The sequence below is a fragment of the Streptomyces sp. P9-2B-2 genome (assembly GCF_030406865.1).
Taxonomy (GTDB): Bacteria; Actinomycetota; Actinomycetes; order Streptomycetales; family Streptomycetaceae; genus Streptomyces; species Streptomyces platensis.
In genome coordinates this window covers 4903651-4927783 of sequence record NZ_CP129126.1, presented here as the reverse complement: position 1 = coordinate 4927783, position 24133 = coordinate 4903651, and the positions used below count along the sequence as shown (strand labels likewise).

The window sequence follows — 24133 nt, the reverse complement described above, 5'->3', positions numbered from 1 at the left end:
CTGGGGCGATGGTGAATCCGAGTACCTCTGCCACGCCTGTTGGACACGCTTCCCCCTATAAGGGTTGTACGCGCAAGGCACCGCTTTTGACGATGCATCAAATGCCCTCATGCGTACCAGCTCTTCCTGAATGCCCCGATTTGCCCCTACGTGAAGACCCCGACGCCCGAGGGCTCACCCCGTGACTCGCGGGCACCCCTGAGGGCGGCGACAAAGACGCTCCCCACCCAACTGCCGGTTGCAGTACGGCGGGGAGCGAATGGTCGAACGGATCGTCAGCCCAGATCAAGAGGTGCGGACCGGCAATTCGCTCACAGAATCTTCACACGCTCCACAAAGTATCTCCCAGGCGGGTGATGCACGACGGCCGATCTCGCCAACTCTCCCACCACGGCGCCCTGCACGACGGAACGCACGGCAGCAGAACGCGGGGAGACCGGGAAAGCGGGAACGGCGGAGCACCGGGCCAGCAAGACAGTAAGGCACGCGGGGACCGGTCCGGGACCGGGCCTACCCCTGGAGTTCGGCCGCCACCAACTCGCCGATCTGCGCGGTGTTGAGAGCCGCCCCCTTGCGCAGGTTGTCCCCGCACACGAACAGCTCCAGCGCCCGCGGATCGTCCAGCGAACGCCGCACCCGCCCGACCCAGGTCGGATCCGTCCCGACGACATCGGCCGGGGTGGGGTACTCGTCCTGGGCCGGGTCGTCACTGAGGACGACACCGGGGGCCGCGGCCAGGATCTCGTGCGCACCGGCGACCGAGACCTCGTTCTCGAACCGGGCGTGCACGGTCAGCGAGTGGGTGGTGATCACCGGCACCCGCACACAGGTCGCGGTGACCGGCAGCTCCGGCAGCCCCAGGATCTTGCGGGACTCGTCACGGATCTTGAGCTCCTCGGAGGACCAGCCGTCCTCCCGGAGCGAGCCGGCCCAGGGCACCACATTGAGGGCGATCGGCGCGGGAAACGGCCCCAGGGTGTCTCCGACGGCCCGCCGCACATCGCCGGGCGTGTTCCCCAGCTCCGTACCGGACACCGCGGACAGCTGCGCCCGCAGGGTGTCGACGCCGGCTTTGCCCGACCCGGAAACGGCCTGGTACGAGGAGACGATCAGCTCGCTCAGCCCGTACTCGGCGTGCAGGGCGCCCAGCGCGACGATCATCGAGAGCGTCGTGCAGTTCGGGTTGGCGATGATGCCGCGCGGGCGGACCCGGGCGGCGTGCGCGTTGACCTCGGGCACGACGAGGGGCACGTCCGGGTCCAGCCGGAACGTGCCCGCGTTGTCGATGACCACCGCGCCCTTGGCGACCGCGACCGGCACCCACTGCGCGGAGACCTCGTCGGGGACGTCGAACATCGCGACGTCGATCCCGTCGAAGGCCTCCTCGCTCAGCGCGACGACCTCGACCTCCGCGCCCCGCACGGTCAGCTTGCGGCCGGCCGAGCGGGGGGAGGCGATCAGTCGGATCTCGCCCCAGATGTCGGCCCGCTCGGACAGGATGCCCAGCAGGACCGAGCCGACGGCGCCGGTGGCACCGACGACGGCGAGCTGCGGCTTGGCGGCCGTACGGGCGTCCGCCCCCAGCGTGTCAGCGAGGGACGGACGGCCCGCCTCGGCCGGAATCATCGACCGGTGCCGCCATAGACCACGGCTTCGTCACTGTCGGTGTCGAGACCGAAGGCGGTGTGCACGGCGCACACGGCCTCGTTGACGTCATCGGCACGGGTGACGACCGAGATGCGGATCTCGGAGGTCGAGATGAGCTCGATGTTCACGCCGGCGTTCGACAGCGCCTCGAAGAACGTCGCGGTGACGCCCGGGTTGGTCTTCATCCCCGCGCCGACCAGCGAGATCTTGGCGATCTGGTCGTCGTAGCGCAGCGAGTCGAAGCCGACCGCGGCCCGGGTCTTCTCCAGAGCGGCGACGGCCTTGCGGCCCTCGGCCTTGGGCAGCGTGAAGGAGATGTCGGTCAGACCGGTCGACGCCGCCGACACGTTCTGCACGACCATGTCGATGTTGACCTCGGAGTCCGCGATCGCACGGAAGATGCGCGCGGCCTCGCCCGGCTTGTCCGGGACTCCGACGACCGTGACCTTCGCCTCGGAGGTGTCATGTGCGACGCCCGAGATGATTGCCTGCTCCATCGGCTGGTCCCCTTGCGGTTCGTTGCTGACCCAGGTGCCCTTCAGTCCCGAGAAGGACGAGCGGACATGGATCGGGATGTTGTAACGGCGTGCGTATTCGACGCAACGGTGCAGCAGCACCTTGGAGCCGGAGCTGGCCAGCTCCAGCATGTCCTCGAAGGAGATCCAGTCGATCTTCCGGGCCTTCTTCACGACCCGCGGGTCGGCGGTGAAGACACCGTCCACATCGGTGTAGATCTCACAGACATCGGCGTCCAGGGCGGCCGCCAGCGCGACAGCGGTCGTGTCCGACCCACCGCGCCCCAGCGTCGTGATGTCCTTCTTGTCCTGGGACACACCCTGGAACCCGGCGACGATGGCGATATTGCCCTCGTCGACGGAGGTCTTGATGCGGCCCGGGGTGACGTCGATGATCCGTGCCTTGTTGTGCACGGAATCGGTGATGACACCGGCCTGGCTGCCCGTGAAGGACTGCGCCTCATGGCCGAGGTTTTTGATCGCCATCGCCAGCAGGGCCATGGAGATCCGCTCTCCGGCGGTCAGCAGCATGTCGAACTCGCGCCCCGATGGAATCGGGGACACTTCCTGCGCGAGATCGATCAGCTCGTCCGTCGTGTCGCCCATCGCCGAAACCACTACGACAACCTGGTTGCCGTTCTTCTTGGCTTCGACGACTCGCTTGGCAACGCGCTTGATGCCCTCGGCATCCGCAACGGATGAGCCGCCGTACTTCTGCACGACAAGGCCCACGTGCGCTCCTCGCAACTGTCTCTTCGGGAGTTTCCTCCCGGACCCCCGGAAATGGGGGTACTGCGGTCGGCTCAGTCTATCGAGCAGGCGGAGTCCGCCCTGCTGATACCACATCGTGAGACATGGGACTCACCCATTGATCACGGCAATCTCACCGTGCTCACCTGGCTCGTGCGTTCCACGTCCCGCGGCGGCTCCACAAGGCGCACCGTTGCGCCCGCTCGGCGAGCACATGCCCGCTCCAGGCCGGTACACACGGAAACGTAACCCAGGTCACAGGGTCCGGCCACGGCGAGGACGTCCATGGAGCCGGAGAATCCCGCCCCGGCGGCCGTCCCTGGGGCTCACGTCGCCCGCAGTCCCAGCGGCCCGGCGATCTCCGCCGCCATGACCTTCCCGGCCTCCTCGGCGAGCCGCTCCTCGTCGCCGCTGACGTCGCTGTCGGTGTCCAGGCCGTCCAGCTCCACCAGCGGCTGGTCGAGGCGTACGTGGGCGACCAGCGACTGCAGCGCCCGCAGGGCGGCCGAGGCGGTCGGGCCCCAGTTGGAGAGGTAGGAGAACTGCCACCACCACAGGGCCTCGCTGACCCGGCCCGCGCGGTAGTGCGCCAGGCCGTGCCGCAGATCGGTGATGATGTCGGCCAGGTCGTCGGAGATCCGGCTGGCGACCGGCTCACTGCGCGGCACATACGGGTCGAAGACCTCGGAGTACACGTCCACCGGGTCGAGCAGGTTCGCGAAGCGCTCGCGCAGCTCGTCGACGTCCGGCTCCGGGCCGATGTCCGGCTCGTACCGCTCGTCGGGGACGAAGTCCTCATGAGCGCCCAGACGGCCGCCGGTGAGCAGCAGCTGGGAGATCTCCAGCAGCAGGAAGGGCACCGCGCTGTCCGGCTCGTCGCCCTTGGCGACTTCCGTCACGGCGACGATGAAGCTCTCGATCGAATCGGAGATCGATACCGCGAAGTCGTCCGGGTCCTGTGTCGCGTTGTGCAGCGTGGCATCAGACATCGAGAAGTCTCCTCCCTTCGAAGGCCCGCCCCAGCGTGACCTCGTCCGCGTACTCCAGATCGCCGCCGACCGGCAGACCGCTCGCCAGTCGCGTCACCCTCAGGCCCATGGGTTTGATCATGCGGGCCAGATACGTGGCCGTGGCCTCGCCCTCCAGATTCGGGTCGGTGGCCAGGATCAGCTCGGTGACGGTTCCGTCCGCGAGCCTGGCCAGCAGTTCCCTGATCCGCAGGTCGTCGGGGCCCACGCCCTCGATCGGGCTGATCGCCCCACCGAGGACGTGGTAGCGACCGCGGAACTCGCGGGTCCGCTCGATCGCCACGACGTCCTTGGGCTCCTCCACGACGCAGATGACCGCCAGATCGCGCCTCGGGTCCAGGCAGACCCGGCACTGCTCCTCCTGCGCCACATTGCCGCAGGTACCGCAGAACCGGACCTTCGCCTTGACCTCCATCAGCGCGTTCGCGAGCCGGCGGACATCGGTCGGCTCGGCCTGAAGAATGTGGAAGGCGATCCGCTGCGCGCTCTTGGGACCGACGCCGGGCAGCCTGCCCAACTCGTCGATCAGGTCCTGGACCACGCCTTCATACACGGAACGTCTTCTTTCTCTTCTGCCGTGTTGCGTACGCTAGTTGGCTACTCCTCAGAAGGGGAGACCAGGGATTCCGCCACCGCCCAGACCCTGGGCGAGCGGGCCGAGCTTCTGCTGCTGGAGCTGCTGGGCACTGGCGTTGGCGTCCCGGACCGCCGCCAGCACGAGGTCGGCGATCGTCTCGGCCGTCTCCTGCGCGGAGTCGGTGTCGACCGCCTTCGGGTCGATGACCAGGCCCTGGAGCTCTCCGGAGCCGGTCACCGTCGCCTTGACCAGACCGCCGCCCGCGGAACCCTCGACGGGTGTCTCCGCCAGTTCCTGCTGGGCTGCCGCGAGGTCCTGCTGCATCTTCTGAGCCTGCTGAAGCAGCTGCTGCATATTGGGCTGACCACCGGGGATCACGACGTGACTCCTGCCATACGACAACGATTGGTGCGGTAGCCCGAGCCTACGTGTTTCACGGGCCCCGCGCCCTACGCCGTAGGAAGGAGCACGGGTGTACGCCGGGTGTACGCCCGGTTACCCGCTTTCGCCCCTGCCACCCCGCCTACGCGGTGCCGGGTGGCGCCTACTCGTTGTTGAACTCCTCCACCACCGTCGCGCCCAGTTCGCGCACGATCAGGTCGTGTCCGCTGAGCGCGGAGTCGACGAGATCGGCGTCGTCCTCGGCCGGCATGTCGTACTCGATGGACGCCGGCGGGGGCTCCGGCGCGCGGTACGAGGACTCCGCCGCGGGCGCGCTCTGTCCGCCCCCGGAGGACGGGGCGGAGACGGCCTCCCGGGCCAGCCGCGCGCCCTGGCTTCCGCCACCGCTGCCGCCGCTGCCACCCTCCTGCCCGTACTGGCCGCCGGACGACGGGGGCGCCGACGGGCCGCTCTGCTGGGGCGGGGACTGCGGCGCGCTCTGCTGCGGCGCGGCGGGCGCACCGCCGCCGAAGCCACCGCCCCCGCCACGGGGGCCACCGCCGGTCGCGGGACCGGCGCCGCCCGACGGGTCGACGATCGCCTCGACCCGCCACTGCACCTGGAACCGCTCGGCCAGCACGTCCTTGAGGACGTCCTCGCTGCCGCCGTTGGCGAAGCTGTCGCGGGCACCGGCATTGGGGAAGCCGATCTGGAGCGTGGTGCCGTCGAAGCCGGAGACCTGGGCATTCTGGCTCAGCAGGATCCAGGTGAAACGGCGGCGGTCCTTCACCGCCTCCAGGATGTCCGGCCACATCTGCCGCACCTGGGCGGCACCCTGCGCCGCCCCCGGGGCCACGGCGGCCGCGGACGGCTGCGGGGACGCGGGCGCGGGCGCCCCGGCCGGCGGTCCGGACGCGGCCGGCGGCGCGGCGGGAGCCCCGCCCTGCGGCGCCTGACCGCCCTGCCCCGGCGCCACGGCCGTGGGCCAGCCACCGGGCTGCCGTCCGGCACCACCGCCATTACCGGCCGCGGGGCCACCGCCGGGGGCGTTACCCGCGCTTCCGGGCCAGGCGCCGGGCCGGGGGGCCGCTGCCTCACTGCTCTGGGCGGCCTGGCCGCCCTGCGGAGCCTCCGTCGGGGCGCCGCCGGTCCCACTGCCCGCGCTTCCGGGCCAGGCACCGGGCCGCGGGGCCGCTGCCTCACCGCTCTGGCCGCCCTGGCCGCCCTGGCCGCCCTGGGGAGCGTCCGCCGGACCGCCCTGGGGCGCACCCGGGCCACCGCTGTCGCCTTGCTGCTGCCCGCCACCGGGCGCGGCCACCGGCCCGCCGGGGGCCCCGGCATCGGCCGTCGGCGCCGCCGGGGCGGCGGCCGGAGCCCCTGCTCCACCGGCCGGGCCGCCGCTCACCGCGCCCCGCACCGCGGCCCGCGCGGCCGCCGGGCCGGACGGGCCAGCGGGCATCGGCGGATGAGCCTCCGGCCCCGGCACATAACCGGCCGCGGGCCCGCCACCGGACGCCACCACGGGCGGCGCCCCGACCCCGGGACCTCCCCCGGAGCCCGCACCGCCGCCCATACCGCCGGCCCCGCCCAGCAGCGCGCCACCCGCACCGCGCTCCAGACGGTCGAGCCGCGCCTGCACCGACCGCTCGTCGTCGTACGCCGCGGGCAGCAGCACCCGGGCACAGATCAGCTCCAGCTGGAGCCGCGGCGAGGTCGCCCCGCGCATCTCCGTCAGGCCCGCGTTGACCAGGTCGGCGGCCCGGCTCAGCTCGGCCGCCCCGAAGACGGACGCCTGCGCAGTCATCCGCTCCACGACATCGGCGGGGGCGTCGATCAGCCCCTTCTCCCCCGCGTCCGGCACGGCCGCCAGGATCACCAGGTCCCGCAGCCGCTCCAGCAGGTCCGCGACGAAGCGCCGCGGGTCGTTGCCGCCCTCGATGACCCGTTCCACGACCTCGAAGGCCGCCGCGCCGTCCCCCGCGGCGAACGCCTCCACGATCGAATCCAGCAGCGACCCGTCGGTGTACCCGAGCAGCGCCGTCGCCATGGCATACGTCACACCGTCCGTACCGGCACCGGCGAGCAGCTGGTCCATCACGGACATCGAGTCCCGCACCGAACCGGCCCCGGCCCGCACCACCAGCGGCAGCACCCCGTCCTCGACCAGGCTGGCCTCGCGGCCGCACACCTCTGCCAGGTAGTCCCGCAGCGTCCCCGGCGGCACCAGGCGGAAGGGGTAGTGATGCGTACGCGACCGAATCGTCCCGATGACCTTCTCGGGCTCGGTCGTGGCGAAGATGAACTTCAGATGCTCCGGCGGCTCCTCGACGACCTTCAGCAGGGCGTTGAAGCCCGCGGAGGTCACCATGTGCGCCTCATCGATGATGTAGATCTTGTAGCGGCTGCTGGCCGGCCCGAAGAACGCCTTCTCCCGAAGCTCACGGGCGTCGTCCACACCACCGTGCGACGCCGCGTCGATCTCGATCACATCGATGGAGCCCCGGCCGTTCCTGGCCAGGTCCACACACGACTGGCAGGTGCCACAGGGTGTGGGGGTGGGACCTTCCTCACAGTTGAGGCAGCGCGCCAGGATCCGCGCACTCGTCGTCTTGCCGCAGCCGCGCGGGCCGCTGAACAAATAGGCGTGGTTGACCCGGTTGTTCCGCAGAGCCTGCTGGAGCGGATCGGTCACGTGCTCTTGCCCGATGACCTCGGCGAAGGTCTCGGGCCGGTAGCGGCGGTACAGCGCAAGGGACGACACGCATACGACGATATCGGGCCGCACTGACAACCGACGGGGCCCCGCAAACGCAAGCGCCCCCCACGCACCCGCCAGAGCCAACCTACCCTTGCTGCCTTCCGGCCCTGGGGGAGTTCAGTCAGATAGCGCCACGTGAGGGGCTGCGCACCACACTAGCGGATCCCCCGCCCAAGAAACGAACCCGGACCCACCCCGGACCCGATCCCCACCCCCGCCATCCCCTCGCGAAGGATCATGGTCGCGAGCACTCCCCAACGTCTTGTATTGTTTGCGGCGGAGGATTCGCCTAGTGGCCTAGGGCGCACGCTTGGAAAGCGTGTTGGGGGCAACCCCTCACGAGTTCGAATCTCGTATCCTCCGCCATTGCTCTCACCGGGCAATACGTCGAAGGCCCCGACCGGGAAACCGGCCGGGGCCTTCTGCGTTCTCTGGTCGCAAGTGCCGCGGAGGCAACCCCGTCGGATTTGTGGCGCGGCGGCTGTGTGCGGATGTGCCTATGGGCCCGACGTCGTTTCGGACCCACAGGCACGGAACGCCTCGGCGGGGGTCAGCGGCACAAGGCGGTATCCACCGCGCGTTCGAGACTCCTCCGGGCCGCCTCGCCGGTGAACTGCATGGTGACCGCGACATTGGCGGCGCGGCCGTCGTCGGTGGCGCCGCCGCGGGTCTCGTACCCCGGAAAACTGCCGCCGTGGCCCCAGGCCAGGCCGCCGCACGGCAGCGGCCTGCTGACGAGTCCCAGACCGTAGCGGGCGCCCGGGCCGAAGGTCGCTTCGGCCGGGACCGTGGAGCGCATCTGGACAAGCTGGGCCGCGGGCAGGAGGCGGCCGGCCAGGAGCGCGGTGAAGAAGCGGTTGAGGTCGGAGTTGGTGGAGATCATCTGTCCTGCCGCCCAGCCCCAGGAAGGGTCCATCTCTGTGATGTCGCGCAGCGGCGTCCCCGCCGGCTCCTGGTAGTAGCCGTGCGGGTGAGGCTCTCGGATGCGCGCGTCACCCGGAGCGGGGAAGTAGGTGTGGCGCAGCCCCATGTGCTTGATGATGCGGCGGTCGATCTCGTCGGCGAGAGGGCGGCCGGTGACCTTCTGGACGATCAGGCCGGCGAGCACGTAGTTGGTGTTGCTGTACTTCCAGCTCTTCCCGGGGACGAATTCGGCCGGGTGGCGGAGAGCTGTGGCGAGCAGTTCACGGGGGTCGTAGTACCGGACGTCGTCCCCGAGGCGGTTGCTGTAGTCGGGAAGTCCGCTGGTGTGCTGGAGGAGTTGGCGGACGGTGATGTGCCGTCCGTCGATGCCCTCTCCGCGGACGAGGCCGGGCAAGTAGGTGTCGACGGTGGCGTCCAGGCCCAGTCTCCTCTCCGCGACGAGCTGGAGAACGACGACCGCGACGAAGGTCTTGGTGTTGCTGCCGATCCGCACCTGCCCGTCGACGGGTACCGGCGCGCCTGTGGCCAGGTCACCGATCCCAGCGGTGTAGGTCCGATTGCGGCCGCCAGGGCCCTTGACGCTCGCCAGCGCGGAGGGCGTCCCGCCTTCGCGCACCAGCGCGTTCAGGCTCTGCTGGACGGCGTCCGGCCTGGCTGCTGAGGCGGCGGGCGGGACCAGGGCCCCCAGCGTCATCACACCGATGGTCACTGCGGCTGCGGCAGGCAGGATCTGTCGCCGCGTGCCGTGCTGCCGGCCCGTCGAGCGGAATACTCGCCGCTTCTGTCCACCCATGAGTCAACTCCCGAGGAATCGTTGGATCGTCGTTCGGGTTGCCCTTTGAGTGATTCAGCCGCACAGGGCCCTGTCCACGGCGTCCTTCACGTGCTGCGTGGCTGCCTCGTCCGTCGGGATGCTGGTGACCGCGACGTTGGCGGCGCGGCCGTCGTCGGTGACACCGCCCCGCGTCTCGTACCCCGCGATGTCACCGCCGTGGCCCCAGTAGACGCCGCCGCACGACAGTGGCCTGCTCGTGAGCCCCAGCCCGTAGCGGAGGCCGGAGGTCCCGGCGGGGACGGTCGTGCGCATCTCGGCGAGCTGGGCCGCCGGGAGGAGGCGGCCGGCGAGGAGCGCGGTGAAGAAGCGGTTGAGGTCGGAGTTGGTGGAGATCAACTGGCCTGCGGCCCAGCCTGCGGAGGGGTCCATCTCCGTGAAGTCGCGCAGCGGTGTGTTCGCCGGGTTGCGGTGGTAACCGTGGGGGTGCGGCTCTCGGATGGTCATCTCGCCGGGGGTGGGGAAGTAGGTGTGGCGCAGCCCGATGCGCTTGATGATGCGCCGGTCCATCTCCTCGGCGAGGGGGCGGCCGGTGACCTTCTGGACGATCAGGCCGGCCAGGACGTAGTTGGTGTTGCTGTACCCCCAGGTCTCCCCCGGAGCCGCGTCGGCCTGGTGCTTGAGCGCGAGGTCAAGCAGCTCGCGGGGCTCGAAATACCGGTTCCTGATCTCGTCGTCGTCGAGGTGGATGCCGTAATCGGGGAGTCCGCTGGTGTGCTGGAGGAGCTGGCGGACCGTGATGCGGCGCCCGTCGATACCCTTGCCGCGGACGAGGCCGGGCAGGTAGGTGTCCACGAAGGCCTTGAGGTCGATCTTTCCCTCGCCGACGAGCTGCAGCACCACAACCGCCGTGAACGCCTTGGTGTTACTGCCGATCCGCACCTGGCCGTCCCTGGGCACTTTCGAGCCGGTGGTCAGGTCGCCGACTCCCGCGGTGTAACTGCGGGTGCGGCCGTTTCGGCCCTGGACGCTCGCCAGCGCGGCGGGCATCCCATCGTCGCGCACCAGCGTGTTCAGGGCCTGCTGGACGGCGTCCGGCCTGGCGGCGGCATCAGCGGAGGCGGCGGGCGGGGCGAGGGCACCCAGCGTCATGACACCGATGGCCACCGCGACCGCGGCCGGAACGGCTCGTCGACGCCGACCGCCCTGCCGGGTCGAGGAACGAAGGCTCTGCCCTGTCTGAGCACGCATGAGTCAACTCCTGGGAAATCGTTTCGTCTTGGGCACGATCCTTGCTTCCAGGGCCCTCTGAACGCATCGCGGGAAAGCGGGAGGAATAGCTCCCCCGATGGGGGGAGGCCGCATGTGGGCCGCCCGGTGATACTGGCGACCATGATCAGGGGAATTCGGCTGCTGCTGCGCGGCTCCACGTACTCAGGTGTGCTGTTCGCCTATTGCGGCGCGTTGGCGAGCCTTCCGCTGCTGCCTTTCGCCCTGCTGCCGGCGCTGTCGTGGCGATCCGCACCTGAGAGCGTGCAGATCGTCCTGGTCCTGCTGATCTGGGCGGTACTGGTCGGCGTGGTCGGACTGGCGGGCCCCGTACGGCGAGCACTGGTCGTGTCCGCCCGCCGGCTGCTGCGGGTACCGCTGCCGAATCCGGTGGCCGGTCACCGAACCTCCGGTTCACTCGGCCTCGACCGCTGGCGGACCCCGCTCTGGCTGGTGCTGCACGTGGCCGTCGGGTGGACGGGGGCACTGGCGAGCGGGGTGCTGTTCATCATGGGCCTCTCCCTGCCGGCGAACTGGCTCGGCGGCGAGGTGCGGGCGAGCCTGTTCGGCACGTCGGTCCGGGTGTCGGGCGGATGGAGCTGGGCGGCGGCGGCCGTGTGCATCCTGCTGGCGGTCGCTGTCTGCGTACTGGTGACGAAGGCCCTGCGGTGGTCGGCGCCACGGCTGCTGGGGCCGTCGGCGGCCGAACGGCTCGCGCTGGCCGCCGAGCGGGAACTGCTGCTGGCCGAACGTAACCGGATTGCCCACGAGTTGCACGACTCGATCGGGCACACGCTGACGGCGGCCACCATCCAGGCGGCGGTGGCGGGCGAGGTGCTCTCCGCCGACCCGGCGGCGGCGCGGGCCGCCATGCGCAGCATCGAGGAGTCGACGCGGGCCGCGCTGGAGGACCTGGACTACGTGCTCGGAGTGCTGCGCGAGGAACAGTCGGGGACGGCACCGACCCGGACCCTGGCCGACCTCCCCGAGCTGCTGGACCGCCTGCAGCACGCGGGGGCGATGGTGGAACCGGAGCTGTCAGGCGAGCTGGCGCAGGTACAGGGGACGCTCTCCCGGGCGGCGTACCGGATCCTCCAGGAGGGGCTGACGAACGCGCTGCGCCACGGGGCGGGCGGCCCGATCGAGGTCCGGGTGGCGGCCGGGCCGAACGGTCTGGACCTCACGGTGGTCAACCGGACCGGGGCACGGACGGGGCCGGGCACGGGAGCCTTCCCGACGTCCGGCCACGGTCTGTCCGGACTGGCCGAGCGCGTCCGGCTGCTGCACGGTGAGTTCCAGGCCGGCCCGGACGGGATGCAGCACTGGCGGCTGGCCGTCCGGTTGCCGGTACGGATGTCGGCGTGAGTGGATCCGACGCGGGCGAAGGCACGGCCCTCCCCGCAGTCGCCGGCCCCGCCGTCACCCTCCTGATCGCGGACGACGACGACGTGACCCGCAGCGGCCTGGGCATGCTGCTCGCCGCGCAGCCGGGGATCACGGTGGTCGGCGAGGCCGCCGACGGCGTCGAGGCGGTCGACCGGGCGCGGAGCCTGCGGCCGGACGTGGTCCTGATGGACGTCCGCATGCCGCGTCTCAACGGGATCGACGCCACCCGGCAACTGCTGGCCGAAGCGGCCGACCCGCCGAGGATCGTGGTGATCACCACCTTCGAGAACGACGGCTACGTCACCGCCGCCCTCAGCGCGGGCGCCAGCGGCTTCGTCCTCAAACGCCTCCCGGTCCGCCAGATCGCCGAGGCGGTACGGGTGGTGGCGGCGGGCGAAGCGGTCCTCTTCCCGGCCGCACTGGGCCGCATGGTCGCCGCCCGTCCGCTGGGCTCCGCCGAGGCCCTGCCGCAGGCTGCCCTGACCGGCCGGGAGGAGGAGGTGCTGCGCCTGATGTCCACCGGGCTCTCCAATCCGGAGATCGCGGAGTCCCTCACGGTGAGCCTGGAGACGATCAAGACCCACGTCGGAAACGTGCTGACCAAGCTCGGCGCGCAGAACCGGACCCATGCTGTGGTGATCGCGTACGAGTCCGGCCTGGTGGTCCCGGGCTTCGCCGGCTGACCGGCTTCCGCTCCTCTTCACGGTCGCCCGCACGGATCTCCGGTCTCAGTCCTGGTCTCATCCAACCCCGTCCGGAGCCTCCGCCAGTGCTCTCACCGGGCACAACGCTGAAGGGCCCCACCGCTTGCGGTGGGGCCCTTCGCGGTTCTCCGGCTCGGTTCCCGTGGGGCGGCGGCGCTCGCGCTCCGGGTCTTGAGGTCAGTTCTGGGCGTCGTCGGCTTCTACGGGCTCCGGTGTGACCGGATCGCCGGTGACGGCATCGATGAAGACCGTGGACTCGGCCCTCTGTTGTGGTCCCGGCGCGAGGGCGACCATCCATACCGGCCGCCAGGCGTGGTCGACGCGCTGCGCGAGGAGCTTCACCGGGTTCGCCACGGAGTTGCCGACTCCGCGTTCGGCCTGTTTCTTCGCGGCGGCTTTCGTGACGGTGGCCTCCGGGAGCTTCGGGTCCGGCGCACTGCGCGCAGCCAGGCTCGTGACGCGACCGGTGGACGAAACGCTCACATCCAGCCGCATCGGCATCATTACTCCCTTCACATAGCGGCGGTAAGTCAGTACGAAGGGGCCTTGTTTACCGTGAAGAGCGGTAGCGGTGACCTTGGCGCCCGCCACCTCGCCGGGAAACCACTTTTCGGCGAACCGCTCCCCGGCTGCGCGCCGCTCGGCCACCGAGAGAGATCCGGTGCCGCTTTCTCCCCTGTTCGGGGTGAGGCGTTCGAGTTTTCTGTCCGGCCACAGAGCGGCGACGGTCCCCCGTGAGGTTTCCACGGTCAGGCGCCAGTGCCCGTCTTTCAGCTTTTCGCTGGAGCTCTGTGTGGCCCGTGCTTCCTTGCCGTACAGCTCGGCCACCGTGCGTTCCATCCAGGCGTCTTGCGCGAGCATTTCCGTAGCCCGCGCCCGCAGGCGCTGTGTTTTCTCTTCCCCGTGCATCGGTTTCACCGCGAGGGCGAAGGATGCAGTGAACAGCAGAGCCCCGAGCGCGCCCGCACCGGCACCCCACACGAAATCTTTGCGGGAGAAAGGTGGGCGGCGCTTATGAATCCACAGGGCTGCGATGCCGAGAACGACGCCGAGGAGGCCCCCGAGGCTGTTCGCCTTGATGTCGTCATAGCTGCATGCACGGCCCATATCTGTCCAGGACTGCACCCATTCGATACCGCCCGTGAGCGCCAGGATACCGGCGAGGGTCATCACCGGGCGCCGGAAGAGCAGTACGGCGAAACAACTCACGGGGACGAACAGCAGGACATTGAGGCGCGCGGATTCGGATGCCAGGAAGGCCCCGTCGGGCAGGCCGACATCGCAGATGCCGGCCTGCCCTGAGCCTCCGCCTCCTGGCATGAGTGTCACGGTGAGCACGCCGGCCAGGGCCACTGCGAACAGCAGCGCCAGGCTGACGGATTCCCCCCTGGCCTTCGCCAGCAGGGCCGTCGGAACGCCCAGCAGCACCGCGATGACCAGGACTGCCGGGATCAGGCCAGGGAGTGCACCGATGGATGCGTCAATCACCAGGTCTGTCTTTCAGGAGAGCGGAAGGGGTGATCTAGCAAAGGTGATGGACCCAAGGGGTTTCGTACCATTCGCCATTCGCACGCATGACACCGACAGCTTTGCAATCCGGTGCGTCACTTACGGGACTGGACCAGCCGGCCTTGATCGACTGCCCCTTCTTGACCGTCCTGACCTTGCCCTTCAGGACGATATTTTCCGTGTGGAGTTGCAGCTGCGCAGTCACCGCACCTCCACCGGTCTTCGTGTACTTGATGCCGGTGAAGAACTTCGAGGACGACTGGCCGATATCCCGCCCGTTATGAGCCTCGAAGTAGAGCCGGCCATTGTCCAGCTCGGTGCTCGTGGAGCCACCGGCGTACGCCGCCGTGGCCCCCATGGCGGCAAGCAGAGCTCCGCCGACAGCAATACTGCGAACCGTGTTCCGCGAGAAGAAACTCACGCGTACATCCCCCTTGTTCCCCCGGGCATCTCGGCGGTCAAACCGAGATGCCATATTCCCCGAATTCGGCAAGCGCCTACCGGCGCTTAACCATGAGATGATCTTACGCGGAGCCAACCACCCGGACAAGCGCTTTTCAAGCCGCGGGCGACGGCCTGAATCACCGATACCGAACTGGTCAAAGTCTGGCCAGTTCCTGTGACTGCGGAGAGTCGAGTTGCCATGCGCTCGCCGATCGTGCGGGTCAGGCGTACCCATGTCCCGAATTTCCGTCCGGGGCGGGGAAGAATTTTCGAGCTCAGGGGAATTGCCCGGCAGCGCTCATCCCGTAGCCAAGGACGGTCGGAAGGTGGGGAGCCGGCGGTGCGTGGCGCAGTCGTGAAATTACCGGCATGCGGCAAGGGGGTGCTCGGCGGTGCGGACGGAGGCTCGACCGGAGCGCGGGAAAGCGGGTGGTCGCTGATGATGCCGAGTGGTTATCGAATCGCAGGCAGAAGGGTGGTTTCGCTTACCCGGCCCCGGCAAACACGAAGACATGAACAACACCCACGAACCCATACCCACAAACCACTCCTATGACGGCTATGGACACAACCGGTCCGGTCTCGGCGCAAATCGGGCTGCGCTGATCATCCACACGATCGGCGATGTGGCCGCCGGCTTCCTGGGCCTGTGGATACTGCTGTACCTGCTCGAAGCGAACCAGGGAAATGTCTTCGTCGATTTCGTCCATGGCGTGGCCGACGCGCTCGCTTGGTGGTCGCAGGACATCTTCACCATGGACGGCGAAGGGGTGCGGGTATTCCTCAATTACGGTCTGCCTGCGGGGCTTTACCTGCTGCTGGGGCATGGGATCGCCGCTCGGGTTCGTCGTATCTGACCGGTTTCCGTCACCAAGTGGGCGGCTGGGTCGCGGGCCCTGGGCTGAGCGGCTTCCCTTGGGGGAGCCGCTCGTTCGCGTCTTTCGGCTGCTGCCTAGCATGAGGGCGTGAAGTCCAGCCGCCTGTTCATCCCGCCACGGGCCGCCGCACGGCGGTGGCGTGTGTGGTGTGTGCTCGGGCTGCTGGCGGGGCTGTTGGGTATGCACGGACTCGGCTCCGCCGTTGCCGCGCCCTCGCCCGCGTCCTCGCACGAGCACCGGATGACCGTGGTGACCACGGTCCAGGCGCACTGCCCCGGGGACGGTGACTGTGGTGGCACCGGACATGTCCATCACGCGGACTCGACCTGTGCGTCCGCCGCGCTGCACGGGCCGCCCGCGCCCCCGGCGCTGACCCCCTCGCTCGACTGCCCCGTACAGCCCGCCGCCGCGGCAGGCGTGGGCGCACCGGGCAAGCGGGACGGCGGGCGGGCGCCGCCCGATCTGGCCGAACTCCAACTCCTGCGGATCTAGGAACACCCCGACGGCACGCACGCCCCGATCAAGGGCGCGGTGCCGCCGTTCGGCATGTTCCGAATACCGCTGCTTTTTCCAGGAGTTCAGCCGCATGAGTAGGTCCAAGTCCCACCGTTCGTTCTCGCGCCGCCTCGTCGTCGTGGCCGCAACCGCCGCCTCCGCGGTGGTGCTGGCCGCCTGTGGCGGCAATGACAGCGGCAGCCACACCGCGCACCGCTCCCCGTCACCGTCCGCCTCTTCGCCCAGCGCCTCGGCCGGCGCGCACAATGCGGCCGATGTGGCGTTCGCGAAGGGGATGATTCCGCACCACCGGCAGGCCGTGGAGATGGCCGACCTCGCTGCCGGACGGGCCTCGTCGAGCCAGGTGAAGGAACTCGCCGCCAAGATCAAGCAAGCGCAGGACCCGGAGATCAAGACCATGTCCGGGTGGCTGACGGCCTGGGGCGAGCAGGTGCCGCAGGAGATGCCCGGCATGGATCACTCCGAGCACTCCGGCTCCTCCGATATGCCCGGCATGGATCACTCGGTCATGCCCGGAATGATGAGCGCGAAGGCGATGGCCGCGCTGAAGAAGAAGTCCGGCAAGGACTTCGACAGGGCCTTCATGGAGATGATGGTCGGGCATCACCAGGGCGCGGTGAACATGGCGGGCACCGAGAAGGCGAAGGGCGCCTACGGCCCGGCGAAGACGCTGGCCGACGCCGTCATCAAGGCCCAGGAGGCGGAGATCGCGCGGATGAACCGGTTGCTGGGGAAGGGGTGAGCCGCCCGCCACTTCCGGTGCGGCAGCCGGTGGCTGCCAGTGCGCCTGGTGGTGGCGGCCGGCGGCAGGCCGTAACTGCCGGTGGTTGGACGTGGCTGCCGGTGGTTACGGCAGCCGGCGCCCGGCATCGGCCGTAGCCACCGGCAGGCCGTAAGCCGCCTGACCGTTGTCCGTCGGCCCTCCGTGCAGACGGCGGGCCGATGGGCGACGGTCAGGCATCGGCGGCGGAGTGCCCCTCAAGGCGAAGCCCCACCCGGCGGTGCCCCACCCGGCGGTGCCCCCCGGAGCGTGGCCAGTCGGCGGCGGTACTCCTCCTCGTCGATCTCACCGCGGGCGTACCGCTCCGCGAGGATCTGTTCGGCGTGCGGTCCGCCGCGGTGCGCCGGGGGCTCGCCGCGGGCGGGGGCCGCGTGGCTCAGGGCCCGGACGATCAGCAGAGCGATGACGAAGAGCAGCGCCAGGAACAGGAAGATGCTGATCGACATCGCGAGCCAGGCCCACCCGCCGCCATGGCGGCCGTACCAACACCACATCGCCCTCCACCTCCCGCGCGCCGCGGGGTGCGGGCCCGGTGCCCGCAGGGGACCTCGGCTTCGTGCCCTTCCATGGTCTCTCGGTCGGGGGCGGGGGGCCATGGGTTCGTCGTGGAGGCGGAGGGCGCGGGAATTCCGTCGGCCGGGGCGGTCGTCGTTCCTCGTCAGGCCCCTTTCTTCACATCATCTCGGCGTCCGCCCGCCGTGAGCGCTACGGTGCAATCCGTGCGCAGCGAGTACACGTTGCGTCACGGATCGACATGTCGTGGCTGCCTGGGCATGCCCGAGTGCCGCCGCGCGTCTGGGGGACTGCATGCACGAGATGACCAAGGGCTCCAATGTCGGCCTGGCAGCCCTGAGCGACGACACCGGCTCCGTGATCGTGAGTCTGGGCTGGAGCAGCGCGGCGGGGGCGGGGGACGCCGATGTGTCCGTACTGCTGCTGGGCGGCAACGGCAAGGTGCGCAGCGACGCCGACTTCTTCTTCTACAACAACCCGGCCTCCCCCGACGGCAGTGTGCAGCTGCTGGGCAAGACACCGACCGGCAGTGGCAGCGAGGACCGCATCAGCCTCGATCTGACCGCGATGCCGCCCGAGGTGGACCGCGCGGTGCTGGCGGCCAGTCAGTACGGCGACGCCCGCTTCGGGGAGCTGGACGATCTGCGGCTGACGCTCGCCGATCGTGCGGGTGAGGCGCTGCTGGGCTACACCATCGCCGGGGCCACCACGGAGAGCGCGTTCCTGTTCGGTGAGCTCTACCGACGGGGCGAGGAGTGGAAGTTCCGGGCCATCGGCCAGGGTTACGAGACCGGGCTGGCAGGGCTCGCCACGGACTTCGGAATCGACGTGGACGAGGGGAGCGAGGAGAGCGGCGAGAGCGACGGCCTGCCCGCGGAGGGGGCCGCCGTGAAGGCGGCGTCCGCGGGCAAGGTGCTGCAAGCGCCGGCTGCCGCGCCGGGGGTGGCACTGCCCGCACAGGCGGCACGTGCGACGGCGCCGGACGGGGGCGCGGCGGCCCGCGCCCGGCGTCCGCGTACCGCCAAGAAGAAGGTCACGCTGCCCAAGGCGGAGAAGAAGTCGCTGGCCGAGAACGACAGTTGGCAGGCCGCACGGCTCTTCCCCGCGGGCTCGCTGAAGAGCGACCGGGAGCGGGAGGGCCGGGCCACGTCCGTGCTGCTGTCGGTCATGGCCGAGGTTCCGGAGTTCGGCCGGCGGCTCATCGCTGCGTTCGGCGCGCCGGCCGGCCGGATGCAGACGTTCACCGAGGTCGCGCTGCCGCACGGGGACAGCCCCAAGCGGCCGGACGGGGTGATCCGGGTGGAGCGCGCGGGCAAGTTGTGGACCGCGCTGGTGGAGACGAAGACGACCGGGAATCCGCTGCGGTCCGAGCAGGTCCAGAACTACCTGGACATCGCGGCCCGTCGGGGCTACGAGGCGGTGATCACGCTCTCCAACGACGTGGCCCTGGAAGGCCGTCCGCTGGTGCAGGTCAAGACGGACGGGCGGCGTAAGCACAAGGTGGCGCTGTGGCACCTGTCGTGGGCCGAGGTCACCTACCAGGCGCAGACGCTGATCCGGCACGAGGGCGTCGGCAATGCCGCCCATGCCTGGCTCCTTCAGGAACTTCTGCACTATCTCCAGCACGAGAACTCCGGCTGCCACGGCTTTCAGAACATGGGCCCGGCCTGGGTGCCGGTGCGCAACGGCATCGACACGGAGACGCTCTGCCGGGGGGACGCCCGCGCAGTGGAGGTCGTGGAGAGCTGGGAGCGGCTCATCCGGCAGGTCTGCCTCCGGCTGGGCGGGGAACTCGGCCAGAAGGCGCTGCCGGTACAGCGCGGCAGGCGCGGCACCGATCCGCAGGACCGGCGGGCCGTGCTCGCCGACCGGCTGTGTGACGAGGGCCGGCTGTCCGCCGAATTGCGCGTCGACGGTGCGCCGGGGGTGCTCGCCCTCGCCGCCGATCTGCGGACCGGCAAGCTCCGCACCTCCATCGACGTCCCGGCTCCTGAAGGCGGTTATCCGCTCACGTCCGCCAAGCGGCTGATCCGGCTCCTGGCCAAGGCGCCCGCGGACCTCCATGTCGAGACCCTCATGGAGGGGGACAACGGGCCCCGCGGCACCCTGGAACGGCTGCGTCCGGAACCGGCCGACATGCTGCCCAAGGGAGGGGACCTGATCACCGGTTTCCGGCTGTCGCTGTTCAAGGGCATGGGCGCCACGCGGGGCAGCGCCGCCTCCGGATTCATCCGTAGCGTCGATGAGGCCGTGGATCAGTTCTACGCGAGCGTGGTCGCTCATCTGCCGCCGCCCGAACGGCGGGCCGCCCGCGCTTCGGACGGGGTGGGCTGACCTCGGCAGGGTCTCTGGGCCGCGGATCCGGTCGTCAGCGCCCGGAACCCCCCTGCGACTCCGGCACCGACTCGTCCGCTTCCTCGTGCTGTACGGCTGCGTTCACGGCCTCGGGGGGCATGGCGAGGTGAACTGCGGTGTAGTGGATGGCCAGGCTGAAGACGACCACGATGACCAGGTCCCACCAGTCGGGGAGTGTCTCGGTGCCGCCGTAGCGACCGAGGCGGCCGATGAGGATCATGCCGGCCAGCCAGGGCCAGACCCACAGGGCGGAGCGGGCGCGCAGGCCGCTGCGTTCGGCTGCCGGGATGCCGCGGCGGGTGAGGGCGAGGAAGACGAAGCCGAGCAGGGCGGCGATGCCGAGTTTCCAGTCGGCCTCGTAGCCGGACCAGTAGAAGATCAGGTTGGCGAAGACGAAGCCGAGCGGGGCCATTACCGGTCCGGCGGGCAGCCGGTAGGGGCGGTTGCGGCCGCCGTCCTGGAGGCGGAGGGCGTGCAGTGACACCGGGGCGAACGCGTACATGATCGCCGCTGCCGAGGTGACCAGGCCCACCAGGGCCTGCCAGCTGGGGAACGGCAGGAAGGCGAGTTCGCCGACCACGAAGGCGAGCAGGGTCGAGACGACGGGGACCCGGCTGCGGCCGACCTGGGTGAGGGGCTGGGGCAGCACCCGCTCGCGTCCCATGGCGTAGGAGAGGCGCGCGGCGCCCGCCATGTAGACGAGGCCGGTGCCTGCCGGGGAGATGACGGCGTCGACGTAGAGGATGGTCGCCAGCCAGCCGGCGCCGACGGTGGTGGCGAGCGTGGCGTAGGGGCCGAAGTTGCCGGCTCCTACGGGGTTGTCCCAGCTGCGGGACAGGGCGTCGGGGGCCAGGGCGGCGATGAAGGCGATCTGGAGCAGGAGGTAGAGCGCGGTGCCGACGGCCATGGCCACGACCACCGCGCGGGAGATGTCGCGCTGTGGATTGCGGGCCTCACCGGCCAGCTGGATGGCCTGCTCGAAGCCCAGCAGGGCGAACACCACTCCGGCGGGCAGGGCCGCGAAGACACCGTGTGCCCCGTGGGGGGCGAAGCCGCCGCCGGCGGTGAAGTTCGAGGCGTGGAAGGACAGCGTCATCAGGACGATGACGGTCAGCAGGGGTACGGCCGTCTTGAACACGGCGGTGACCGAGTTGATCCCGGACATCAGCCGGACCCCGAGGACGTTGATCACCGTGAAGATCATCATGAAGACGGTGGCGATCAGCAGGCCCGGGGTGGTGAGGGTGCCGTTGGGGTGCAACAGCTGCACCCGGTCGTGGATCCAGCCGATGCGGTCCAGGTAGGAGAGCGTGGCCTCGACCTCGATGGGGGAGATCAGCGCCGACCGCAGCCAGGACATCCAGCCCGCGGTGAAGCCGGTCAGCGGGCCGAAGGCGAAGAACGGGAACCGGGCGGTGCCGCCCGCGATCGGGTAGGTGGCGCCCAGCTCCGCGTGGGCCAGCGCGAGCACGGCGAGCATCGCGGAGGCGAGCACCCAGGAGATCAGCGAGGCCGGGCCGGCGATGACGGCGGTGGTGAGCGCGCCCAGTAGCCAGCCGGAGCCGATGATCGACCCCAGGGAGAGGAACATCAGCCCCCAGAATCCGACCGCCCGGCGCAGATGACGGCTACCGCCCGCGCTCTCGCTCCCCGCTACGGCTGCCTTGCTCACGCGCGCTCCTGGTTCACCGGGCCGGCTTCGTCCTGGGACGCGGGCCTCGCGCTGCCGGCGCGCGGCGCGTCGCCCGTATACGGAGAGTCAACGCGCGGTGGCGCGTCAGGTTCCGGTCTGGGCGGGGAGTTCCCTCGTCGGGCCGTGTGGGCCGGTGCCGGGTGGGAGGGCGCTGTGGGGCGGTTGCGGGGCTGTGTGGGCGCTTGTCCGGTGTGGAGCGCGGGGTGGGAGCGGGGCCCCGGCGGGCTGGGCGCGGCGCCGCTTCTGGTTACCGCCGGTGACTGCTGGACGGGTGGGCGAGGGGGTGGGGGGAGCCGTTGTGGGGCGGGGGGTGAGTGTGGAAGAGGGTGGCGTAGAGGCCGTGGCGGGCGAGGAGCCGGTCGTGGGTGCCCGACTCCACCAGGCGTCCCTCGTCCAGGACCAGGATGCGGTCGGCGTCCGTGGCGAGGTCCAGGTCGTGCGTGATCACGATGGTGGTGCGGCCCTCGGCGAGGCGCCGCAGGGGCCCGAGGATGCGCTGGGTGGCGAGGGTGTCCAGGCCGGTGGTGGGCTCGTCGAGGATGAGCACGGGGGCGTCGCGCAGCATGGCCCGCGCGATGGCGACGCGCTGGAGCTGGCCGCCGGAGAGCCGGGAGGTGCCGGGCGCGATGACGGTCTGGTAGCCGTCGGGGAGGGCGGCGATGAACAGCTCGGCGTCGGCGGCGCGGGCGGCGCGGACGACATCGCCGTGGGTCACGTCGTCCCGCCCGCAGGCGATGTTCTCCTCCACGGTGTCGTGCAGGACGAGGGTCTCCTGGGGCAGCAGGGTGATGTTGCGGCGGAGCCGGTCGAGCGGCGTCCGGTTCACGGGGATGCCGTCGAGCCGGATGCTGCCGGCGTCCGGGTCGTAGAACCGCAGCAGCAGGGCGGCGAGCGTCGACTTGCCCGCGCCGCTGGGCCCGGTGATCACCACCAGTTCCCCGGGGACCGCGCTGAACGAGAAGTCCTGGAGGACCTCGTTCTCGCTGCCGGGGTAGTGGAAGTGCACCTGGCAGGCTTCCACCGCGCCGACCGCGCGGCTCGGTGCCGGGACGACGGTGGCGGGGTCCGGGTCGGTGACGGCGGGGCGGGAGTCGAGGATCTCCAGCAGCCGCTCGGACCCGGCGGTCGCCTCGGTGACCGTCAGCCCCAGCTGGCCGAGGTCGCGGATCGGCGGGTAGAGGTAGCCGACGAAGGCGGCGAAGGCCAGCAGCTCGCCGAGCGTCATCCGACCCGTGGAGATCTCCCACGCGCCGAGGCCGATGATCGCCAGGACGCAGAGCGTTTCGAGGACCTCGACGATCTGCTCGTACAGCTCGTTGAGGCGGGCGCTGGTCACCGACGCCCGCAGCCAGCTGCGGGCCTCGCGGCGGAGCCGTTCCTGCTCGTCGTGCTGCCGGTTGTAGGCCTGGGTCAGGACGACGTTGACCAGCCCTTCCTCGACCACCGAGGTGATGGCGCCGTCGGCCGCGCGCTCCCGGCGGGAGACCTCCTTGACCCGGCCGGTGAAACGGCGGGTGGCGATCCAGAAGAGCGGGGCCAGGGCGAAGGTGACCAGGGCCATGTCCCAGCGCAGCCAGAACGCGGCGCCGGCGTAGAAGATGACGCCGAATACGGCGGTGGCCGCCTGGACCAGCCCGGTGACCACCAGCTGCTCGATGGCGTCCACATCGCCGGTCATCCGCTCGACCAGGTCACCGCGGCGATTGCGCTGGAAGAAGTGCGGCGGGAGCTTCTGGAGGTGGGCGAAGACGCGGGCCCGCAGCCGCATCACGAAGCGCTCGGCCGTCCATGCGGCGAGCGAGTTGCCCAGATACCCCACCACCCCGCCGGCGACGGCCACGCCCAGCCACAGGCCGGCCGGTGCCCAGAAGGCGCTGACCGAGCCCTTCTGGAGAGCGTTGTCGGTGAGGTTGGCGAAGACCAGGATGGCCACGGTCTCCGTGAACGCGGCCAGGATGGCGCTCAGACAGACCAGGAGGATCCAGCGCCGGTCGCCCCGGGTCAGCGGCCAGAAGCGCCGTACCGATTCCTTGAACCCCACCCGCCTGGTGCGGATCGGGGCATCCGCCACGAGGCCGCTGCCCAGGACCCGGTCCGCACCGGACTTCAGGAGCGGCTGCGCCGCTGCCCGCGGGCCGACCGCAGGGATGGCGGACGCGTCAGTGCCCTGCTTCGACAGCGACGAACCCTGTCCAACAGGCGGTGGTTCCGTGCCTCGTTGAGGCGACGCCGCACGGCGCTCCGCGCGCCGGCGCGAGCTGCGGAGGTACATGGTCGCTACTCATATCGTCGCTGCTCGGGCGGTGGGCCGGGACCGGAACGGGCCCCTCAAACCAACGAGGCGGACCCGCGCGGTACGCGAGCCTGCCTCGGACTCAGGTTTTTGAGTCAGTAGCCACGACGCCTGCGCAGATACCTGCGTCCGCGCCTCCTGCGGCGCCGGCGACCGTGGTCGTGGTCGTAGCCATGGTCGTGGTCGTGGTCGCGGTTACGCCTTCTAGGGAAGACATTCCGGAAGCTCATTCTCGCCTCCTAGGATTTTGTTCCTTGTTTGTCGAACCGTTACCGGTGACGACAACTCCCAAGCTACGACGCTCACCTGTCCCCAACAAGCCGATTTGCGTGAAAATTCAGACATAAGCCAAGATTCTTGGAAAATATGTCAAAGCGTGCCGAATCGTCACTCTCTGGATACCGTGGAAGGAGAGCGCGACGGGCCGGAGCGAGCGCCCC

General features: G+C 70.2%; 20 protein-coding genes, 1 tRNA gene and 1 other RNA gene. 7 read left to right on the top strand and 15 right to left on the bottom strand.

The window, feature by feature from the left end:
* Window positions 1-510 precede the first annotated feature (510 nt).
* From QT196_RS21620 to ffs, 7 genes are all read right to left on the bottom strand, one after another.
* Complete coding sequence (locus QT196_RS21620) at window positions 511-1626, bottom strand: aspartate-semialdehyde dehydrogenase (RefSeq protein ID WP_248001249.1); 1116 nt, start codon at window positions 1624-1626, stop codon at window positions 511-513.
* Window positions 1623-2894, bottom strand: a complete 1272-nt coding sequence (locus QT196_RS21615) for an aspartate kinase (RefSeq protein WP_042150611.1) — start codon at window positions 2892-2894, stop codon at window positions 1623-1625. Before QT196_RS21615 ends, QT196_RS21620 begins: the two co-directional genes overlap by 4 nt.
* Before the next feature lie 344 nt (window positions 2895-3238).
* Window positions 3239-3901: a DUF5063 domain-containing protein gene (locus QT196_RS21610; RefSeq protein ID WP_168480628.1), complete on the bottom strand. Its 663-nt coding sequence runs from the start codon at window positions 3899-3901 to the stop codon at window positions 3239-3241.
* Window positions 3894-4493 (bottom strand): recombination mediator RecR, encoded by a 600-nt coding sequence (gene recR / locus QT196_RS21605; RefSeq protein ID WP_168480627.1) that lies wholly within the window; start codon window positions 4491-4493, stop codon window positions 3894-3896. The genes QT196_RS21610 and recR overlap by 8 nt, the downstream gene beginning before the upstream one ends.
* 51 nt (window positions 4494-4544) lie before the next feature.
* Window positions 4545-4895, bottom strand: coding sequence for a YbaB/EbfC family nucleoid-associated protein (locus tag QT196_RS21600; protein WP_168480626.1), 351 nt, complete (start codon window positions 4893-4895; stop codon window positions 4545-4547).
* Between the two features lie 166 nt (window positions 4896-5061).
* Window positions 5062-7659, bottom strand: a complete 2598-nt coding sequence (locus QT196_RS21595; protein ID WP_290355465.1) for a DNA polymerase III subunit gamma and tau — start codon at window positions 7657-7659, stop codon at window positions 5062-5064.
* 46 nt (window positions 7660-7705) lie between these two features.
* An RNA gene (gene ffs / locus QT196_RS21590) (signal recognition particle sRNA small type) lies at window positions 7706-7804 on the bottom strand.
* 130 nt (window positions 7805-7934) lie between these two features.
* Between ffs and QT196_RS21585 the strand changes: the two genes are divergently transcribed.
* Window positions 7935-8022, top strand: a tRNA-Ser gene (locus QT196_RS21585).
* 184 nt (window positions 8023-8206) lie between these two features.
* Here the strand turns inward: QT196_RS21585 and QT196_RS21580 are convergent.
* On the bottom strand, window positions 8207-9373 hold the full coding sequence (locus QT196_RS21580; RefSeq protein ID WP_290355464.1) for a serine hydrolase domain-containing protein: 1167 nt from the start codon (window positions 9371-9373) through the stop codon (window positions 8207-8209).
* A gap of 54 nt (window positions 9374-9427) precedes the next feature.
* A complete protein-coding gene (locus QT196_RS21575) occupies window positions 9428-10603 on the bottom strand; it encodes a serine hydrolase domain-containing protein (protein ID WP_290355463.1) in 1176 nt (391 codons plus the stop codon).
* A gap of 141 nt (window positions 10604-10744) precedes the next feature.
* On the opposite strand from QT196_RS21575, the gene QT196_RS21570 reads away from it, so the two are divergent.
* Together QT196_RS21570 and QT196_RS21565 are read left to right on the top strand one after the other, a co-directional pair.
* Window positions 10745-11986: a histidine kinase gene (locus tag QT196_RS21570; protein ID WP_290355462.1), complete on the top strand. Its 1242-nt coding sequence runs from the start codon at window positions 10745-10747 to the stop codon at window positions 11984-11986.
* Window positions 11983-12690, top strand: a complete 708-nt coding sequence (locus QT196_RS21565; RefSeq protein ID WP_290355461.1) for a response regulator transcription factor — start codon at window positions 11983-11985, stop codon at window positions 12688-12690. Before QT196_RS21570 ends, QT196_RS21565 begins: the two co-directional genes overlap by 4 nt.
* Before the next feature lie 198 nt (window positions 12691-12888).
* Here QT196_RS21565 and QT196_RS21560 read toward each other — a convergent pair whose 3' ends face one another.
* Both QT196_RS21560 and QT196_RS21555 read right to left on the bottom strand, forming a co-directional pair.
* Window positions 12889-14199 (bottom strand): VanZ family protein, encoded by a 1311-nt coding sequence (locus QT196_RS21560; protein ID WP_168480622.1) that lies wholly within the window; start codon window positions 14197-14199, stop codon window positions 12889-12891.
* A gap of 34 nt (window positions 14200-14233) precedes the next feature.
* On the bottom strand, window positions 14234-14641 hold the full coding sequence (locus tag QT196_RS21555) for a hypothetical protein (protein WP_266737985.1): 408 nt from the start codon (window positions 14639-14641) through the stop codon (window positions 14234-14236).
* A gap of 535 nt (window positions 14642-15176) precedes the next feature.
* Here QT196_RS21555 and QT196_RS21550 point away from each other — a divergent pair.
* The 3 genes from QT196_RS21550 to QT196_RS21540 all read left to right on the top strand — a co-directional run bounded on the left by QT196_RS21550 (window position 15177) and on the right by QT196_RS21540 (window position 16800).
* Window positions 15177-15521, top strand: coding sequence for a hypothetical protein (locus tag QT196_RS21550; protein ID WP_168480620.1), 345 nt, complete (start codon window positions 15177-15179; stop codon window positions 15519-15521).
* A 108-nt stretch (window positions 15522-15629) separates the two neighbouring features.
* On the top strand, window positions 15630-16034 hold the full coding sequence (locus QT196_RS21545) for a DUF6153 family protein (RefSeq protein WP_290355460.1): 405 nt from the start codon (window positions 15630-15632) through the stop codon (window positions 16032-16034).
* A gap of 94 nt (window positions 16035-16128) precedes the next feature.
* Window positions 16129-16800, top strand: coding sequence for a DUF305 domain-containing protein (locus tag QT196_RS21540; RefSeq protein ID WP_290355459.1), 672 nt, complete (start codon window positions 16129-16131; stop codon window positions 16798-16800).
* Window positions 16801-17036: 236 nt separating this feature from the next.
* On the opposite strand, the gene QT196_RS21535 is transcribed toward QT196_RS21540, so the two are convergent.
* Window positions 17037-17333: an SHOCT domain-containing protein gene (locus QT196_RS21535; RefSeq protein WP_290355458.1), complete on the bottom strand. Its 297-nt coding sequence runs from the start codon at window positions 17331-17333 to the stop codon at window positions 17037-17039.
* Between the two features lie 313 nt (window positions 17334-17646).
* Here QT196_RS21535 and QT196_RS21530 point away from each other — a divergent pair, with 313 nt between their 5' ends.
* A complete protein-coding gene (locus QT196_RS21530) occupies window positions 17647-19686 on the top strand; it encodes a TerD family protein (RefSeq protein ID WP_290355457.1) in 2040 nt (679 codons plus the stop codon).
* Window positions 19687-19720: 34 nt separating this feature from the next.
* Here QT196_RS21530 and QT196_RS21525 read toward each other — a convergent pair whose 3' ends face one another.
* The 3 genes from QT196_RS21525 to QT196_RS21515 all read right to left on the bottom strand — a co-directional run bounded on the left by QT196_RS21525 (window position 19721) and on the right by QT196_RS21515 (window position 23923).
* Window positions 19721-21379, bottom strand: a complete 1659-nt coding sequence (locus tag QT196_RS21525) for an APC family permease (protein ID WP_290355456.1) — start codon at window positions 21377-21379, stop codon at window positions 19721-19723.
* Between the two features lie 268 nt (window positions 21380-21647).
* Entirely contained in the window at window positions 21648-23672 is a 2025-nt protein-coding gene (locus QT196_RS21520) for an ABC transporter ATP-binding protein (RefSeq protein ID WP_290355455.1), read from the bottom strand.
* A gap of 116 nt (window positions 23673-23788) precedes the next feature.
* Entirely contained in the window at window positions 23789-23923 is a 135-nt protein-coding gene (locus QT196_RS21515; protein ID WP_290355454.1) for a hypothetical protein, read from the bottom strand.
* Between the last annotated feature and the right edge of the window lie 210 nt (window positions 23924-24133).